This is a genomic window from Mycobacterium hackensackense (genome assembly GCF_025822555.1).
Classification (GTDB): Bacteria; Actinomycetota; Actinomycetes; order Mycobacteriales; family Mycobacteriaceae; genus Mycobacterium; species Mycobacterium fluoranthenivorans.
Genome location: NZ_JACKUC010000020.1, coordinates 1 through 14,474, shown reverse-complemented (window position 1 = coordinate 14,474; position 14,474 = coordinate 1). Strand labels below are relative to the sequence as shown.

The window sequence follows — 14,474 nt, the reverse complement described above, 5'->3', positions numbered from 1 at the left end:
TACTGTAAACCGGATTCCGCGCCGGGCTGTGGTGCCAGGGGACAGCTCAGCGGCGCCGTGTGGTGCGTTGCTTCTTGGGAACCGGGCTCAGGCTGTGTTTCACGAAAACCTGTGCGTTGGACACCATTGTCTCGACCGAGCCGCGCCGCGGATGCCACCACTCGGCAGTCCAGTTGAGGGCGCCCAGAACCAAGGCCTGGGCGAGTGGAGGGTTCAGGTCGTCACGGATCTGGCCTTCGGCTGCGGCGTCTTTCATCAACCCGCGCCAGATCCGGTCGTAGGCGGCCTCTTCCTTCTTCTGTCGAGTCTTCAGGTGCACGGGGATCTGCCCGGAATTGCGGATCGATGCCCGCGCATAGTCGGACAACTCGAGCTCATGGCGCAGATGTGATTCGACCGCAGTCATGATGCGGTCCATGGGTGCCGTGTCCGGCGGCAGCGCGTCAAGCGCGTCCTGGAGATAGGTGCGCAGGTCGCTGATCCCGCAGAACATGACCTCTTCGATGAGGTCTTCGCGCGATTTGAAGTAGTAATAGATCGCGGGGGCACGGAGTTCGGCTTGGTCGGCGATATCGGTCAGCCGGGTGCCCGCGTAGCCCTTGACGCTGAGCACCTGGGCGGCGGCGTTGAGGATGCGCGTGCGCGTCCGTTGCGCTTTGGTGTCGCTGGACTCGGGTGCTGGCAGTTTCGCGGGCATGGCTCGATGATAGGAGCGCCACCCCGTCATGTCCTACGGCGCGGGAGGTGGTGTCTCATTTCGTCGGTATCGCCGCCCAATCGATGCGCTGCACCCCGAATTCGCGGACGTCGCGCATCCCGGGCTCGATGAGGTCGATCTGCCGGCGTAGACGCCGGACCAGCAAGCGGGCGACCTCGGTCTCACGGGTGGCCCCGTGCTGTCGAACGAAGTCCTCCAGTTCCTCATCGGTCTGTCGCCAGTCGCGCGGCGCGAAGCCGAGCAGTTCGTCGGCCTCGACTTGGTCCAGTGCGTCCACGTAGGACATCGCCTGCGCGCTGCGCTGTAGCCCGGGGAGCAGGTCTCTGACCACCCGGAGGCGGAATCCCGCGTGGTCGTCGAGGTTCTCGTCGGCCAAGATGTCGTCGACGATTCGCTGGACGGCGAGGTGAGCCGGATCGTTGCGGATGGTCGGATACGTCAGCGCCGGAGGCGGGTCGAGCTCAAAGCCGCTCTCTTCGGCGATGATCTCCAGACACAGCGTCAGTGACATCAACGACCACGCCTGCCACTGGGCGAGATCGAACTCGGCCGGCGGGTCTGCGCGGGTGCCCGCCGAGAGCATCGCGGTGAGCAACGCGAAGCGGACCGCGTGGAAGTTCACCACAGCGCGATCGATCGGCTGGCCGCTCTCGTTCGCGTAGACCGTGTAGGCATGGGTCAGGTCGCCGATGGGTTGGGCGGTATCGCGTATCCGCATCGCACCGAGGTCGGCCATCGGATCGCCCAGACAAGAGAATTCAACATCCATCAACGCGGTGACGTGTTCGTCGGCATGGAGGAACTGGCCTGCGTCGAAATGGATCCAGGACACCTCATGCCGGTGCGCCGGAACGTGGCGATGGAGCCAGGCGACGATGAATTCGATGACAGGGTCGGGGGCGGGCTTGACTTCGCGGTACCACTTCTCGGATAGCCCGAACCCCATGTATCCGATGTCCTGAGGTGTTGACGGCTTGGACAGGCCGATCGCCTCGAACGGACCGGTGTCGAGCCGATGAGCGGCAACGAGCCGGCGGACGTAGTCGGCGATGACCAGGTCGCGGACCCGTGGGTTGTCGCGTTCGTCGAATCGATCCCGCCCATCGACCGAGGCCATCAGAATCGCCTCGGGTTCCTCGCAGAACGCCAGGGGAGCGGGCACCGCGACGCCTTCGTCGTACAACACCCGCATGATGTCGTACTCCCGTCGAAGTGAGAGCGTCCGAGTCCAGGGCATGGCTTCTTCGCGTTGACAGCGTGCGTAGAGCCGGCGCAGCTCGCCATCGATCTCCACGGTGAGAAACCACGCCGGTCGCCAGCGGGCCTGCCGTTTCCATTCCAGGATGCGACCACCGGTCGTACGTTCCACCGAGGCGAACAGCGTCGGCCAGGGAGCCTCCAGCCCGTCCCAGCGAGCGTCGGTGCTGCGTTCGATCGTCTTGTCGGTCACGGCGTCGTCAGAGTCCGCCGCGGGAGACCAGTTGTGCGGCGATGACGTTGCGTTGGATCTCGTTGGTGCCTTCCCCGACGATCATCAACGGGGCGTCCCGGAAGTAGCGCTCGACGTCGTATTCGGTGGAATACCCGTACCCGCCATGAATGCGCACTGCGTTCAACGCGATCTCCATCGCGACCTCGGAGGCGAACAGCTTGGCCATCCCGGCCTCCATATCGCAGCGCTGCCCACTGTCATACATGCGCGCGGCATACCAGGTCAGCTGCCGCGCCGCGGTCAACTTGGTGGCCATATCGGCCAGATAATTACCGATCGACTGATGCTTCCAGATCGGCTGACCGAAACTCTCCCGCGCCTGGGCATAAGCCAACGAATCCTCCAACGCCGCCGTGGCCACCCCCAACGCCCGCGAGGCCACCTGGATACGCCCGGTCTCCAACCCCTTCATCATCTGCGCAAAACCCTTACCCGGTGCGCCGCCCAGAATCGCCGATGAGCTGATCCGGTACTCATCAAAAGCCAGCTCACACGACTCCACACCCTTATAGCCCAGCTTGGGCAGATCCCGCGACACCGTCAAACCCGGCCCATGCTCGACCAACACAATCGAGACGCCCCGATGCTTCGGCTGCGCGGACGGATCGGTCTTACACAACAACGCGATCAGATCTGAGCGCCGCGCATTCGAAATCCAGGTCTTGGCCCCGCTGATCACCAGATCATCGCCATCAGCGCGCGCCACCGTGGTCATGGCCTGCAGATCCGAACCCCCGCCCGGCTCGGTCAACGCCATCGCCATCCTCGGCAGATACGTCTGCTTCTGCTCCTCGGTACCGAACAACACCAGCAGCTTGGCCACCACGGTGTGCCCGCCCATCGCCCCGGCCAGACTCATCCACCCCCGCGCCAACTCCTGGGTCACCTGCGCATAGCACGGCATCGACACCGGACTGCCCCCATAGGCCTCCGGCACCGCCAACCCATAGATCCCGATCTGCTTCATCTGCTCGATCCAGCGCTCGGGATAGGTGTTCGCGTGCTCCACCTCCAGCACCGACGGCCTGACCTCACGATCGATGAAAGACCGCACCGTCGCAACCAGATAAGCCTCTTCGTCATTGAGCTGATTGAGCATGGCACGCACCTTACCCTCGTTTTTATTTCATGTTAAATTATTGCCGATCGGCCCGCATCGACGACGAAGGGGTGCCCGACAGTGAAAACCTGGACGCCTGCCACCGGCAGCGACAACGACGAGGCTGACCGAAGCGCAGTGGTATTGGCCCGGGTGCGATGACATCGGCGCGAATGCAGCCCACCGACGCCACGGCAGAAGTGGAGAAACCCGAGCGCCGGCTTCCGGCCGAGGAGGGCGTCTGGGTCTTCCTTTTCGGCGACATGACGGTGTTCGCGGTGCTCTTCGGCGTGTTCCTGTGTTACCGCGGCCAAGATCCCGGGCTTTACAACGACTCCCAGCTCGCGCTCAATCAGACTTTCGGCGTGGTCAACACCTTGGTGCTGTTGACCAGCTCGCTGCTGGTGGTCACCGCGGTCCGCGCGGTACGCCACAACGCCCATCAACTTGCCCGCCGGCTGATCTTCGGTGCCATGGCCTGTGGTGGGATCTTCGTGGTCAACAAGGCCGTCGAGTACGGCGTCAAGATCTCCCACGATCTGGTGCCCACGACCAATCAATTCTTCATGTACTTCTACGTGATGACCGGGTTGCACCTGTTCCACGTCGCCATCGGTCTGGCGCTCCTCGGGTTCATGGTCAAGCTGACGCGGAAGCCGGTCCTGGTGGGCCGCGAACGGGATTATCTCGAAGGCGCGGCGTGCTTCTGGCATATGGTCGATCTGCTGTGGATCGTCATCTTCCCACTCCTGTACCTGGTGAAATGATGCTGACAACACTTCTGCGCGACCGTATCACCGCGGTGTGGTTCGCTCTGATCGCAGCGACGCTGGCGTCCTGGGTTCTGGGTGTCGGGCACGAACTGCCGCAGCGTTACGCGGCCATCAGCATCATCGTGATCGCCTTCACCAAGGTGCATTTCGTGGGTAGGTACTTCATGGAGATCCGCGAAGCGCCGGTTGCGCTGAAGGCGGTCTTCGGCGTGTGGAACGTGGTGGTGGGTGCGGTGTTGATCGGTCTGTATCTGTTGGCGTAATCCGCTGACGGACGCGATTCTGCCGGCACGACATATCACGACATATTCGGAGTTGAGAGGAAATGCATGTTTGCGGTAGTGGGCGGGGGAGCCGCGGGCAGCGCAGCGGCGTTTGTGCTGACGCGGGCCGGGCATGATGTCGTTCTCTTCGAGGCTTCGGACGATCTCGGCGGCCGCACCCGGACCGTGCAGCGCGACGGTTTCGGAGTCGAACTGGGCGCGATTTACATGCTCAACTCGTATGCGCGGTGTATCGAACTGCTGGCGCACAGTGGAACCAAGGATCTGCTGAAACCCTGGTCACCCCTTGCCGGTCTGTGGGACGGCGACACCCTCCATCCCATCCGATATGACTACGTACCGTCGTTTTTCAAGCTTCCGATGTTGTCGGTCCGCGACAAGACGCGCCTAGCGCTGCGAGCAGTCCTGGCGATTGCCGGGCCTGCGCCAGATCCCTTCGAAACCGACAGCCTTGCGGACTTCGACCGCGGCGAGGACATGGAGACGTGGGCGCGGGCCAGGCTGGGCGACAACGCGTTCGAATACTTCGTTCGTCCGTTGATCGAGCCGTCGTTCGGCACCGACTGCCGCGACCTTTCCGTGCCATACCTGCAGGGCATCATGAAGCGGGCGCACCGCGCCAAGTTCTTCCTGCCGCGTGACGGTATGGGCAGTGTGTGTGCCGCACTGACAAGAAATGTCGACGTACGTCTCGGGGTCGACGTGGTGGCGGTGGATCTCGACGGTGCCGAGGTGGTGGTATCCACCGCGCAGGGCGAGACGTCGCGGGTCGACGGGGTGGTCGTCGCCACGGACGCGGCGCGTGCGGCCGGTCTCCTCGAGTCCGGTCTGGGGGCGACGGAGGTGCAGGCGCTCAGATCTGCCCCGTATGCGTCGATGGCCCATGTCAATCTGCGGTGGGTGAAAAATCCCTGGCCCGCAAACGAATTCGAGATGCTACTGCCGATCGGCGCCGGACCTCGTCCGTTGTTGGGGACCGTCGTGAAGACTTCGGCAACATCGCAATTGGTACCGGCCGGCGGGTGTATGACGAACTCGTACTTTTCCAGCGCGGCCACCCGAGAACTCACCGACGACGAGTTGATCGAGACTGCGCTGCGCCATGTCAGCGAAACCCTCGGCACGGGATTCCCGGAACCGGTCGCAGAGGTCTTCGGAATCGAGCGTGCGCTGGCGATCTGTCCGCCGGGGCACTATCGCGCCATGCAAGAACTCCGGAACAAGATGCCGGCACGCGTCGGCATTGCCGGGGACTACCTGGCGCACCTGGGTGTGGAGACCGCCGTGGTCAGCGGTGAGCGTGCCGCCCGGCGTCTTCTCGAAGAGTCGGTGTAGCCGCCGGCCGGTATTGCACGCAATTCTGTGGTATCTCAGCACCTATCACCCTTCATTGAGGATGCCCCTTGGCCGATCACCGCCACCTGCCAACCAGTGTCGAGGCTCGCACGCAGTGGTGCACGATCGACGATCCGGGATCGGTCGAAGCGCGCTTCGGACTTCGCGACTGTGCGCCGACCGCGTCGGGAAACCGCTGTGCTTACGTCGTCCCTTCCTGGGCGTGTGACGCCCAGGGGCGGCCGTTGGCCGGCGCGCTGATGGTGTTGGCCGACCATATCCTCGGCGAGCTGCCGTACGTGCGCCGCCCGCCCGACACCTGGTCCTTGACCGCCGAGCTGACGCTGGATCTGATCGGTGAACTTCCCGTCGGCGGTCATCTGTTCGCGGAGGCGGTCGAGGTCGTCCAGGGGGCGGAGGCATTCGTGCAGTGCCGAATCACCACCGGTGCCGGGGATCTGGTCGCGGTGGGAACGACGCGCACGGTGTTCTTCGCGGCCACCGCACAGGATCCCGTGGTCGTGACGGAGGCTGCGTCGAGTGTCGGCACGGGTGCGGTCAGTATCGAGGCGGTGCTCGGTATCGACGTTCACCACCTCGCCGAGGGCGTACAGATCTCGCTGGCCGATCCCGGAAACTGGGTCAACGGATTCGGGATCATGCACGGCGGGGTGTCGGCCTGTGTCACCGAACTGGCGGCGGCCGCGGCGGTCGGCGCCCGAAACCCCGCTCTGGCAACGGCACACGTGCACACCAACTACTTACGGCCCGTCGTGGCCGATGCGCCCTTCGTCGCAGTCGCCCGACTCCACCACATCGGACGGTCCTCGGCGGTGGTCGAGGTGTCGGGGCGCGGCGGTCGGGGTGAACTGTGCACGGTATCCACGGTGACCGCGCGGATCCCACCTGTCACCAGGCGCACGGGCGACGAACTCGACGCCGTTTAGCAGCCTGTCATACCACGTTCAGCTGGTCCAGGAATCGGCTGCCGTAGTCGTGATCGCCGATGATCGACACGTCGCGTTCGCGCCAGGGAACCCGCGTGGTTCCCCATTCCGGGAACTCGATCGCCGTGGCCTCGACGATCACCTCGGCGTGTTCATGACCCCGCACGATGGTTCCGCATGGCCGCACCGTCCAGACACCACCGCCGATACCCCGCAGTGTCAGTGTGACCGGCTTGTCCATCCACGGAGCCGACGTTCGGATCTGATTGGACAGCACCGCCAACATCCACTCGATGACGACGTCCATCCGGTTGGCATCCGTACCGGGATCCGGTAAGTCCAGGGCAGGCAGGATGTCGTGCCGAAGGTGGGCGTGGTGGTCGAATGTGAGGGCCCCCGCCGGCAGGATCCGGAGGGGGAAGCGACCCAGCTCCGCAAGCCTGATCGGCACGAATGTGATTGGGGTGCGGGACAATGCGCCTGCCACCTGGATGACACGTGCGCTCCAGATGCGGTACTCGTCGAGCACCTGCGCGGGAGACCAACCGCGGCGCGCGTCCACCATTTCGTCGTTGGTGGACTCGATGTCACGGCTGAAGAGCATTCGTGGAGCGGCAGCGGTGAACATGGCGTGACAGCCAGATCCCATGTGGGCGAGGACGTCCTGCACGGTCCATCCGGCTGCCCGGCTCGGGGTGCGCCAGTGCTCTTCGGTGAAGCTTTCGCACAGCGTCAACAGCGCGGTGCGTTCGTCGCGGAGCGCGGCAACTCGGTTGATCTTCACGGCTGACCGTCAGGCGGGATGGCCGTAGAGTGCGACAACCACCGTGCGGTCCAGGCTGTTCTCCGACCAGACCCCCATCTGAGTGTTGGCACAGTTCTGCATGATGGCCAGGGCGCCCGGGTCGTAGTACCACTGGTTGATCAACTCGATACCGCTCATGGCCAAGGCCGGGTTGATGGCGACCGTCTGCTGTACCACGCCGTGGTATCCCGCTGCGTCTGCACGTGTTTGGGGTGTGGAGCCGTCGGTCCCGAGATCACCGCCGAGTTCGCGGTTGTTGAGGACGTCGCGGGCATGCCATTGCGCGGCCAGTTGCAACTGAGGGTTCGCCACCACATTGTTCGTACACCCGGCCTGGTGCTGCACGGTGTACACATCGGCGATGACGCTGTTGTTGAACCGACGATTGTCGGCGTGTGCCGGTGCTGCGGCAGCGGTAGCCACGGCCATCGCCAACCCGATCGCGGTCGCTGCGCGGCGGGGCGTGCCGGCGGCGCGGTACCGGCCGTGTGCGTTGAGCGAATGGGGTGATGACGGCACTGACCTACTCCGATTCAAGGTGGTAGCCGGCGGCCGAGTGTCTCAGCTGCCAGATGGCGGCGGGGCACAGTTCATTGGCTGCCTGAGTGATGAGGTAGGACGCTTGATATTCGTCTGACGTCCCGAGATCGCGTTTGACGCCTGCCATGATCGACGGGTATCCGGTGCCGGACCGCAGCTGGTCGCACACACCGTTGCCGTAGGCCAAGGCCGCCTGGGCGTCGGGGAACCCGTAGCCCGGTCGCACCGTGACGTTGACCAGATACGCCACCGCGTCGGCGTGCGCGACGACGGGTGAGCCCCAGACCGCCGCTCCGCCGAGGGCGGCGCCGGCGAGAGTCACGGCAAGTCGAGCCGACGTACGCCGGTGCAGTGCTCGACAGCGCGCCATGGGCGCGTGAGCCGCCATGCCCACACCGGACTCTGTTGTGGAGATCACGCGTCAACTGTGCGCAACGGATGTGCTGAGGTCAAGCATTTTCTACTAGAAATTAAGTTCTTCCATGTCTGTGGCAACAACGCTTGGAAACCGGTGCGCGACGGCGCCCTGGGCAGTCCGTGGCGGGGCACGCTGTCCGAATCCTGGCCGACGTCCGTGAGCTCGTCGTTTCCGCCGTATCATGAGCGGATGCCCAGGCAAAGCTCCCGGCTGCCCGTTGACGCCGACGAGGCGGTTTCCGGTCAACCGGTCCCGGAATCTAAATCGGCGTTGACGCGCTCGCGGATCTTGGACGCCGCCGCTCGTGTCCTTTCCGAGCACGGCTACGCCGGCTTGCGGCTCACCGATGTGGCGGCCGAGGCTGAGCTACAGGCACCGGCGATCTACTACTACTTCCCGTCCCGCGACGAACTCATCGAAGAGGTCATGTGGGCGGGCATCGCCGATATGCGGGCTCACGTCGCGGCCATCCTCGAGGAGGTCCCGGACGGGACCGCTCCGCTGGAGAAGCTCCTGATCGCCGTCGAGGCGCACCTGAGGCACGAACTTGAGATCTCGCACTACACCACCGCTGCGATTCGCAACGCCGGGCAGGTTCCCCAAGCCATTCGAAAGCGCCAGGTCCTCGAAGAGGAGCGATATGGCGAGATCTGGCGCAGGTTGATCAACGACGTGGCCCGCGAAGGGCTGCTACGGCCGGAGTTGGATCTCTACATCGCGCAGATGTTGGTGCTCGGTGCGCTGAATTGGGCTGTGGAGTGGTGGAATCCGCGACGTGGCTCGGTGGAAGCGGTGGTGGCCAACGCGCAGTCAGTCATTCGTCACGGGCTTGCAGAGACCTCTCCCGCTTAGCTTCCCGCGCAGGCGTTACCGGCGAGGTGCCCCGCCGCGGAGGTCAAGAGGACGCCGATCGAGTGTTCGAGGGCCGTCGGGTCAACGGCCGCGTGGGATCCCATCACCCCGGCGAGCCGCCGGGCTCGCACACCTTCGAGCAGACTGGCGGCCCGCCATTGTGAGAATGCGCGGTAGTAGTCGAGGTCATCGACCGCAAACCCGGTGATATCCCGGTACACCGCCACCATGTCGTCGCGATCGGGGAAGCCTCCCGCACGTGTCGGTGACGGCATCACGATCGCCGCTTCCTCAGCCGGTCGCCAATCGTCGAGCAGCCACGCGAGATCGGCGAAGGGATCGCCGACGGTGCACAGCTCCCAGTCCAGCACTGCGGTGATGCGCCCGCCGGAGACCAGCAGATTGGACAGCCGGTAGTCCCCGTGCATGATGACCTCCGGTGACCGCTGAGGTAGCCGTTGCGATAAACCACGACAGACGGACTGCCAGTCTCGATCGTGGCGGCTCGCGGCGCCCACCCGCTCCCATGCTGCAGACACGCGGCGCAGCTGACGGACCAGGTAGGGGCTGCTCGATGCTGCGATGCCCAATCTCGCGGGGTCGAGACGGTGCAGGTGGCCCAAGGTCTCCGCAACGGCCACGCCGAGGTCTCGGCGCTGACCGGGAGCCAATGCCCTGGCATCTGCCTCGCTTTCCAGCGGTGCGCCGGCCACCCGCTCCATCACCAGAAACGGTGACCCGGACGGGGTCGTGCCGGTACCGACGACCCGGGGGACCGGCACGTCGGTATCCGCCAGGGCTGCCAGGATGCGCGCCTCGCGGACCACGTCATGCGCTTTACCCGCGGTATCGCCGGGCGGCGGTTCACGCATCACCCACTGGCGTCCGACGTTGTCAGTCACGAGTGTGGTGATATTCGACTGCCCGATTCCCACCCTCTGGATCGTCACCGGCGAGGTGATCTCGGCAACGTGCCGCTCCAGCCACTCCGCAGTGGCCGGAGGGTCTGTCCACATACCGGGCGCCGATATCGGCGGAGTGCTCTCGTGCAGAACCATACCGTCAGCCCTTCTGTGGTGGCGTCCAAGCGGCTGGGTGCGCCGCGGCCGCCGTCCATCGAGGCTCGTCCGCGTCGAAAGCGCCGCGAATTATTTACTGTAGATTAGAATACGATCATGGCAACGGTGGCATCCGAGCGGGGGCGTGCGCACAAGTCCGCGACGCGTGAGGACTACATGGTTGTCGGATTGGAGGTACTCGCCGACGGGGGACACCTCGAACTCAAGCTCGCAGAGGTGTGCAGTCGGCTGGGGGTGACCAGCGGTTCGTTCTACCACTTCTTCGAGGGTTGGGCGCAATACCGCGCTCAGGTGATCGACCACTGGAAGAACGAGGCGACACTCACCCAACTGCAGCTTCTGCGCGGTGAGCCCGATCCGTACCGGCGCATCGAGCGACTGGTGGACGTGGCGCTGCGGTTGGACCACACCGCCGAGAGTGCCATTCGCGCCTGGAGCCGAGTCGACCCCGATGTGCGTCGAGTGCAGGCAGAAGTCGATATGTTGCGGCGACAAGTCGTCTTCGATTCCGCCCGCCAGATCGCCGACGACGACCTGCGGGCACACCGCTTCGCGGACGCGGCACTGTATCTGCTCATCGGCTATGAGCAGGCGGCCGTGGCGCCGGACCTTGAGGGTCTGGAGGCCATCTTTCGAGATCTGCTGACCATTCTCGAAGGTGCACCCGGTTGACGACGACGAAGGAGAGGGTGCGGTGAGGCTGGGTATGCCCCTGCGGTACTACGGAAATGATTTCGCGGCCGTCGTCGATCGGCTGCCCGAATTCGAGCAGGCGGGTCTGCAGCGGGTGATGATCGCCGAGGCGTACAGCGTGGACGCGGTCAGTCAGATGGGCTACGTCGCGGCCAAGACCCGTCACGCCGAATTGGCCTTCGGTGTCCTGCCGATGTTTTCGCGGACGCCGACCAACCTGGCCATGACCGCCGCCGGTATCGACTATGTCAGTGGTGGACGGTGCGTCTTGGGAATCGGTGCGTCAGGCCCCCAGGTCATCGAGGGCTTTCACGGGGTCAGATACGACGCGCCGGTCGAACGTGCCCGCGAACACGTGGCGATCTGCCGCGGGATCTGGCGGCGGGAGCCCAGCGAGTATCGCGGTAAGCACTACACGCTGCCGTTGGACGAGGCATCGGGCGGGTCCGGCCTGGGAAAGCCGTTGAAGATCATCGGGACACCGGTGCGGGACCGGATCCCGATGTCGCTGGCGGCGATAGGGCCGAAGAATGTCGAACTGGCGGCTGAGATCTTCGACGAGTGGCAGCCCATTCTGTTCCACCCCGAACGCGCGGACCGCGCATTCGGTGACGCCCTGCGGGCAGGGCGAAACGGTCGTGACGACGAACTCGGTGATCTCGGCATCAGCGTCCAGTGCCCGCTGCTGATCTCCGACGATCCCGACCATGCAGCGCGTGCGTTGAACGCCGTCCGTGCGAATGTCGCGCTGTACGTCGGCGGAATGGGCGCCGCCGGCAAGAACTACTACAACACGCTCTTCGCGCGGTATGGGTATGAGAAGGAAGCCGCTGAGATCCAAAGGCAGTTCCTGAACGGATCGAAATCGGCAGCAGCTGAGGCTGTCCCGGAATCGTTCGCGCGCGCCATATCGCTGATCGGCGATCGGGCTCAGGTGCGGGACCGGATCGCGGCGCTACACGCCGCCGGGGTCACCTGTGTGCTGGCTGATCCTGTTGCGGATTCACATGCGCGCAGGCTCGATGACATGGCCACTGTCCGGGGCTTCTTGATTTGACGAACGCGTCAAACGACCGTTCTGCACTTTTTCTATCCAAGATTCGATTATGGTCCGTGTGTCGAGCTGTCATTCTTCGGCCCCGCGCCCGAAGAAGTCACGGCAGAACCATGAGGAGGAACTGTGACATCCACGCTGAATCCGGCGGTCAACGATCGGGCTTCCACCGAGCGGGCCGACTATCGACTGCTTCGCGTCGGGCTGTGGTCGGTCTGTGTCTATGTCGGCCTGGGGCTGCTGGGATTCGCGGTGTTCGCGGGCTTCTGGCCGCCACCGAGTGAAGACCTGGACGCGGCCGGCATCGCCGCGTACTTCCACGAGCACCAGACCTCGATCCGAATCGGCATGGTGCTCATGGCGGTTGGTGCCCCGTGCTACTACACCTGGAGCATCGTCCTGTCGAAGCTCGTCGGCCGGATGGAGGGTCCGATGGGGCCCCTGTCGATGACGGAGCTCATCGGCGGATTGATGACGGGTGTGGTGACCGTGGTTCCGGCGATCGTGTGGCAGACGGCGGCCTTCCGGGTCGAAACGAGGTCTGCCGAAACCATCCAGACGTTGTACGACCTCGGCTGGTTGTTCTTCGATCTGACGTGGATGTTCTCCTTCCTGCAGAGCGTGGCTTTGGGTATCGCGATCTTGATGGATCGACGTGACCGGCCACTGTTTCCGCGCTGGGTCGGCTATATCTGCTTCCTGACTGCCGCGGTCTACGTGCCGCTCGTCTTCATTCCCTTCGCGCGTACCGGTCCCTTCGCATGGCATGGCGCCCTGAACTTCTGGGCAGTGTTCGTCATGTTCTTCGTGCTCATCGCCGTGGTGACGCCATGTGCATTCCGTGCGTTGCGGCGCCTCGAATCGGAGACATAGCCGTGGATCCAAGTCCCGACTACGACGCGAGTGATGAACTTGAGTATTTCTTCAGCTGGTTGCCGTGGGCGCTTCGCGGTGTGTACCCGCCGCCGGCGTACCCCCCTGTCTGAGCGCTGCTCGATGCCGGAGGCGAAATACGCACCGTCTGTGCCGCGGTGGGAACGGGGGCGGCGATGAGCACGGCCAGTCGGCTGCTGCGGAACCTGTTCGCGTTGATGGTGGGCGTCTGTCTGTGTTCTCCTGGGCAGGCGAAAGCAGACGGGATCGAGTACCTCATGGTGCCGTCGGCGGCTATGGGTCGTGACATCCCGGTGGCATTCCAGGCAGGTGGACCGCACGCGGTGTATCTGCTGGATGCGTTCAACGCGGGTCCGGAGGTGAGCAACTGGGTCGGTGCCGGTGCGTTCAGCACCTTGGCCGGTAAGGGTATTTCGGTGGCGGCCCCGGCCGGTGCTGCGTTCAGCCTCTACACGAACTGGGAGGCGGACGTCAGCTTGCAGTGGGAGACGTTCCTGTCTCAGGAGCTGCCGGACTGGTTGGCCGCGAACAAGGGCCTGGCGCCCACGGGACATGGGATCGTGGGCGCGGCTCAGGGCGGTACGGCGGCGCTCACACTGGCGGAGTTCCACCCGGAGCGATTCCGCTACGCGGGGTCGCTGTCTGGTTTCCTGACCCCCTCGAACACGTTTCTCAATGGTGCGCTCACCGCGGGTATGGCGCAGTTCGGTGGGGTGAACACCCAGGCGATGTGGGGTGCGGCGCAGCTCGGTCGGTGGAAGTGGCATGACCCCGACGTGCATGGACAGTTGTTGGTGGACAACAACACCCGGTTGTGGGTGTTCAGCCCGCAGACGCTGACGTGTAGTGATCCCGCGGCGATGGTCGGGTATTGCGATCAGGCCCAGGGCAGCAACCGCAGTTTCTATTCGCATTACCGCGCCAGGGGAGGTCGTAACGGGCACTTCGACTTCCCGACCGGAGGTCAGCATGACTGGGGTAGCTGGGGTCCGCAACTGGCCGTCATGTCCGGTGACCTGGCGGCCACCATCGCCTAGTGCACGCAACGAAGGAGAGAAACGTGGTTCGGCCGGTGAAGGTGTCATCCCTTGCGATCTTCGGATGTCTGGTTGCCCTGGCGCTGGCCTGGCCCGCACATGCCGCTCCGAATGACTCGCCGTGCAGCATGGCGGTCTCGCTGCTGTGCCACTTCGTCCCGATGGCCCCGGATCTCGATGGGGACGTCGATCTGACCACACAACTTCCTGCGGGGGATCCCGGGGTTGCGGTGCCTCCCGCCGATCCGTGCGTCAGCGGTTGTATCTGAGGCTCGGGCCTCCGAATTGACAAGAACACGAGAGGATTTCGTATGGGTGTCGCAATCGACGTGACTGGACTGAGTAAGTCGTTCGGGTCGTCGAAGATTTGGGAAGACGTCACGCTGAAGGTTCCCGAGGGTGAGGTCAGCGTGTTGCTGGGCCCTTCGGGTACCGGTAAGTCGGTGTTCTTGAA

18 protein-coding genes and 1 pseudogene are annotated in these 14,474 nt (G+C 64.3%); 12 read left to right on the top strand and 7 right to left on the bottom strand.

What is annotated here, in order from left to right; translation table 11 throughout:
* Positions 1 to 46: 46 nt before the first annotated feature.
* From H7J86_RS00250 to H7J86_RS00240, 3 genes are read right to left on the bottom strand one after another with little or no spacing between them, the layout of a single operon-like run.
* The gene (locus H7J86_RS00250; RefSeq protein WP_090364224.1) at positions 47 to 697 is read right to left on the bottom strand and encodes a TetR/AcrR family transcriptional regulator; all 651 of its coding nucleotides are present in this window, start codon (positions 695 to 697) and stop codon (positions 47 to 49) included.
* A 55-nt stretch (positions 698 to 752) separates the two neighbouring features.
* The gene (locus tag H7J86_RS00245; protein ID WP_267288642.1) at positions 753 to 2,168 is read right to left on the bottom strand and encodes a phosphotransferase; all 1,416 of its coding nucleotides are present in this window, start codon (positions 2,166 to 2,168) and stop codon (positions 753 to 755) included.
* A gap of 7 nt (positions 2,169 to 2,175) precedes the next feature.
* Positions 2,176 to 3,309 (bottom strand): acyl-CoA dehydrogenase family protein, encoded by a 1,134-nt coding sequence (locus H7J86_RS00240; RefSeq protein WP_267288640.1) that lies wholly within the window; start codon positions 3,307 to 3,309, stop codon positions 2,176 to 2,178.
* Between the two features lie 158 nt (positions 3,310 to 3,467).
* Here H7J86_RS00240 and H7J86_RS00235 point away from each other — a divergent pair, with 158 nt between their 5' ends.
* The 4 genes from H7J86_RS00235 (at position 3,468) to H7J86_RS00220 (ending at position 6,648) form a co-directional block, all read left to right on the top strand.
* Complete coding sequence (locus tag H7J86_RS00235) at positions 3,468 to 4,076, top strand: cytochrome c oxidase subunit 3 (protein WP_267288639.1); 609 nt, start codon at positions 3,468 to 3,470, stop codon at positions 4,074 to 4,076.
* Positions 4,076 to 4,345 carry a cytochrome C oxidase subunit IV family protein gene (locus H7J86_RS00230; RefSeq protein WP_170847510.1) on the top strand — a complete coding sequence of 90 codons (270 nt, stop codon included), beginning with the start codon at positions 4,076 to 4,078 and terminating at the stop codon, positions 4,343 to 4,345. Before H7J86_RS00235 ends, H7J86_RS00230 begins: the two co-directional genes overlap by 1 nt.
* A gap of 66 nt (positions 4,346 to 4,411) precedes the next feature.
* Positions 4,412 to 5,701 (top strand): protoporphyrinogen/coproporphyrinogen oxidase, encoded by a 1,290-nt coding sequence (locus H7J86_RS00225; protein WP_267288637.1) that lies wholly within the window; start codon positions 4,412 to 4,414, stop codon positions 5,699 to 5,701.
* A 68-nt stretch (positions 5,702 to 5,769) separates the two neighbouring features.
* Positions 5,770 to 6,648 carry a PaaI family thioesterase gene (locus H7J86_RS00220; RefSeq protein WP_187095932.1) on the top strand — a complete coding sequence of 293 codons (879 nt, stop codon included), beginning with the start codon at positions 5,770 to 5,772 and terminating at the stop codon, positions 6,646 to 6,648.
* Positions 6,649 to 6,655: 7 nt separating this feature from the next.
* Here H7J86_RS00220 and H7J86_RS00215 read toward each other — a convergent pair whose 3' ends face one another.
* The 3 genes from H7J86_RS00215 to H7J86_RS00205 all read right to left on the bottom strand — a co-directional run bounded on the left by H7J86_RS00215 (position 6,656) and on the right by H7J86_RS00205 (position 8,363).
* A complete protein-coding gene (locus H7J86_RS00215) occupies positions 6,656 to 7,432 on the bottom strand; it encodes a maleylpyruvate isomerase family mycothiol-dependent enzyme (RefSeq protein WP_267288635.1) in 777 nt (258 codons plus the stop codon).
* Between the two features lie 9 nt (positions 7,433 to 7,441).
* Entirely contained in the window at positions 7,442 to 7,882 is a 441-nt protein-coding gene (locus tag H7J86_RS00210; RefSeq protein ID WP_090364351.1) for a CAP domain-containing protein, read from the bottom strand.
* Positions 7,883 to 7,976: 94 nt separating this feature from the next.
* Entirely contained in the window at positions 7,977 to 8,363 is a 387-nt protein-coding gene (locus H7J86_RS00205; protein WP_090364349.1) for a DUF732 domain-containing protein, read from the bottom strand.
* Between the two features lie 237 nt (positions 8,364 to 8,600).
* Between H7J86_RS00205 and H7J86_RS00200 the strand changes: the two genes are divergently transcribed.
* Positions 8,601 to 9,263, top strand: coding sequence for a TetR/AcrR family transcriptional regulator (locus tag H7J86_RS00200; RefSeq protein WP_090364326.1), 663 nt, complete (start codon positions 8,601 to 8,603; stop codon positions 9,261 to 9,263).
* Here the strand turns inward: H7J86_RS00200 and H7J86_RS00195 are convergent.
* Complete coding sequence (locus tag H7J86_RS00195; RefSeq protein WP_267288745.1) at positions 9,260 to 10,279, bottom strand: phosphotransferase family protein; 1,020 nt, start codon at positions 10,277 to 10,279, stop codon at positions 9,260 to 9,262. The two genes, H7J86_RS00200 and H7J86_RS00195, sit on opposite strands and share 4 nt — an antisense overlap.
* Positions 10,280 to 10,438: 159 nt before the next feature.
* On the opposite strand from H7J86_RS00195, the gene H7J86_RS00190 reads away from it, so the two are divergent.
* The 7 genes and pseudogenes from H7J86_RS00190 to H7J86_RS00160 form a co-directional block, all read left to right on the top strand.
* Entirely contained in the window at positions 10,439 to 11,014 is a 576-nt protein-coding gene (locus H7J86_RS00190; protein ID WP_090364323.1) for a TetR/AcrR family transcriptional regulator, read from the top strand.
* A 22-nt stretch (positions 11,015 to 11,036) separates the two neighbouring features.
* Positions 11,037 to 12,092: an LLM class F420-dependent oxidoreductase gene (locus tag H7J86_RS00185; RefSeq protein ID WP_267288633.1), complete on the top strand. Its 1,056-nt coding sequence runs from the start codon at positions 11,037 to 11,039 to the stop codon at positions 12,090 to 12,092.
* Positions 12,093 to 12,215: 123 nt separating this feature from the next.
* Positions 12,216 to 12,962, top strand: a complete 747-nt coding sequence (locus H7J86_RS00180; protein WP_090364322.1) for a hypothetical protein — start codon at positions 12,216 to 12,218, stop codon at positions 12,960 to 12,962.
* 2 nt (positions 12,963 to 12,964) lie between these two features.
* Complete coding sequence (locus H7J86_RS00175) at positions 12,965 to 13,075, top strand: hypothetical protein (RefSeq protein WP_090364320.1); 111 nt, start codon at positions 12,965 to 12,967, stop codon at positions 13,073 to 13,075.
* 105 nt (positions 13,076 to 13,180) lie between these two features.
* Positions 13,181 to 14,020, top strand: coding sequence for an alpha/beta hydrolase-fold protein (locus H7J86_RS00170; protein ID WP_267288743.1), 840 nt, complete (start codon positions 13,181 to 13,183; stop codon positions 14,018 to 14,020).
* A gap of 23 nt (positions 14,021 to 14,043) precedes the next feature.
* Complete coding sequence (locus H7J86_RS00165; protein WP_235683312.1) at positions 14,044 to 14,289, top strand: fibronectin-binding protein; 246 nt, start codon at positions 14,044 to 14,046, stop codon at positions 14,287 to 14,289.
* Between the two features lie 42 nt (positions 14,290 to 14,331).
* A pseudogene (locus tag H7J86_RS00160) lies at positions 14,332 to 14,474 on the top strand (ABC transporter ATP-binding protein); the annotation flags it as partial.

Bases quoted from the DNA above. Each gene is read 5' to 3' on its own strand.
- H7J86_RS00250 (WP_090364224.1), bottom strand. From the start codon at position 697: ATGCCCGCGAAACTGCCAGCACCCGAGTCCAGCGACACCAAAGCGCAA.
- H7J86_RS00240 (WP_267288640.1), bottom strand. From the start codon at position 3,309: ATGCTCAATCAGCTCAATGACGAAGAGGCTTATCTGGTTGCGACGGTG.
- H7J86_RS00235 (WP_267288639.1), top strand. From the start codon at position 3,468: ATGACATCGGCGCGAATGCAGCCCACCGACGCCACGGCAGAAGTGGAG.
- H7J86_RS00230 (WP_170847510.1), top strand. From the start codon at position 4,076: ATGCTGACAACACTTCTGCGCGACCGTATCACCGCGGTGTGGTTCGCT.
- H7J86_RS00225 (WP_267288637.1), top strand. From the start codon at position 4,412: ATGTTTGCGGTAGTGGGCGGGGGAGCCGCGGGCAGCGCAGCGGCGTTT.
- H7J86_RS00210 (WP_090364351.1), bottom strand. From the start codon at position 7,882: ATGGCCGTGGCTACCGCTGCCGCAGCACCGGCACACGCCGACAATCGT.
- H7J86_RS00205 (WP_090364349.1), bottom strand. From the start codon at position 8,363: ATGGCGCGCTGTCGAGCACTGCACCGGCGTACGTCGGCTCGACTTGCC.
- H7J86_RS00200 (WP_090364326.1), top strand. From the start codon at position 8,601: ATGCCCAGGCAAAGCTCCCGGCTGCCCGTTGACGCCGACGAGGCGGTT.
- H7J86_RS00195 (WP_267288745.1), bottom strand. From the start codon at position 10,279: ATGTGGACAGACCCTCCGGCCACTGCGGAGTGGCTGGAGCGGCACGTT.
- H7J86_RS00190 (WP_090364323.1), top strand. From the start codon at position 10,439: ATGGCAACGGTGGCATCCGAGCGGGGGCGTGCGCACAAGTCCGCGACG.
- H7J86_RS00170 (WP_267288743.1), top strand. From the start codon at position 13,181: ATGGTGGGCGTCTGTCTGTGTTCTCCTGGGCAGGCGAAAGCAGACGGG.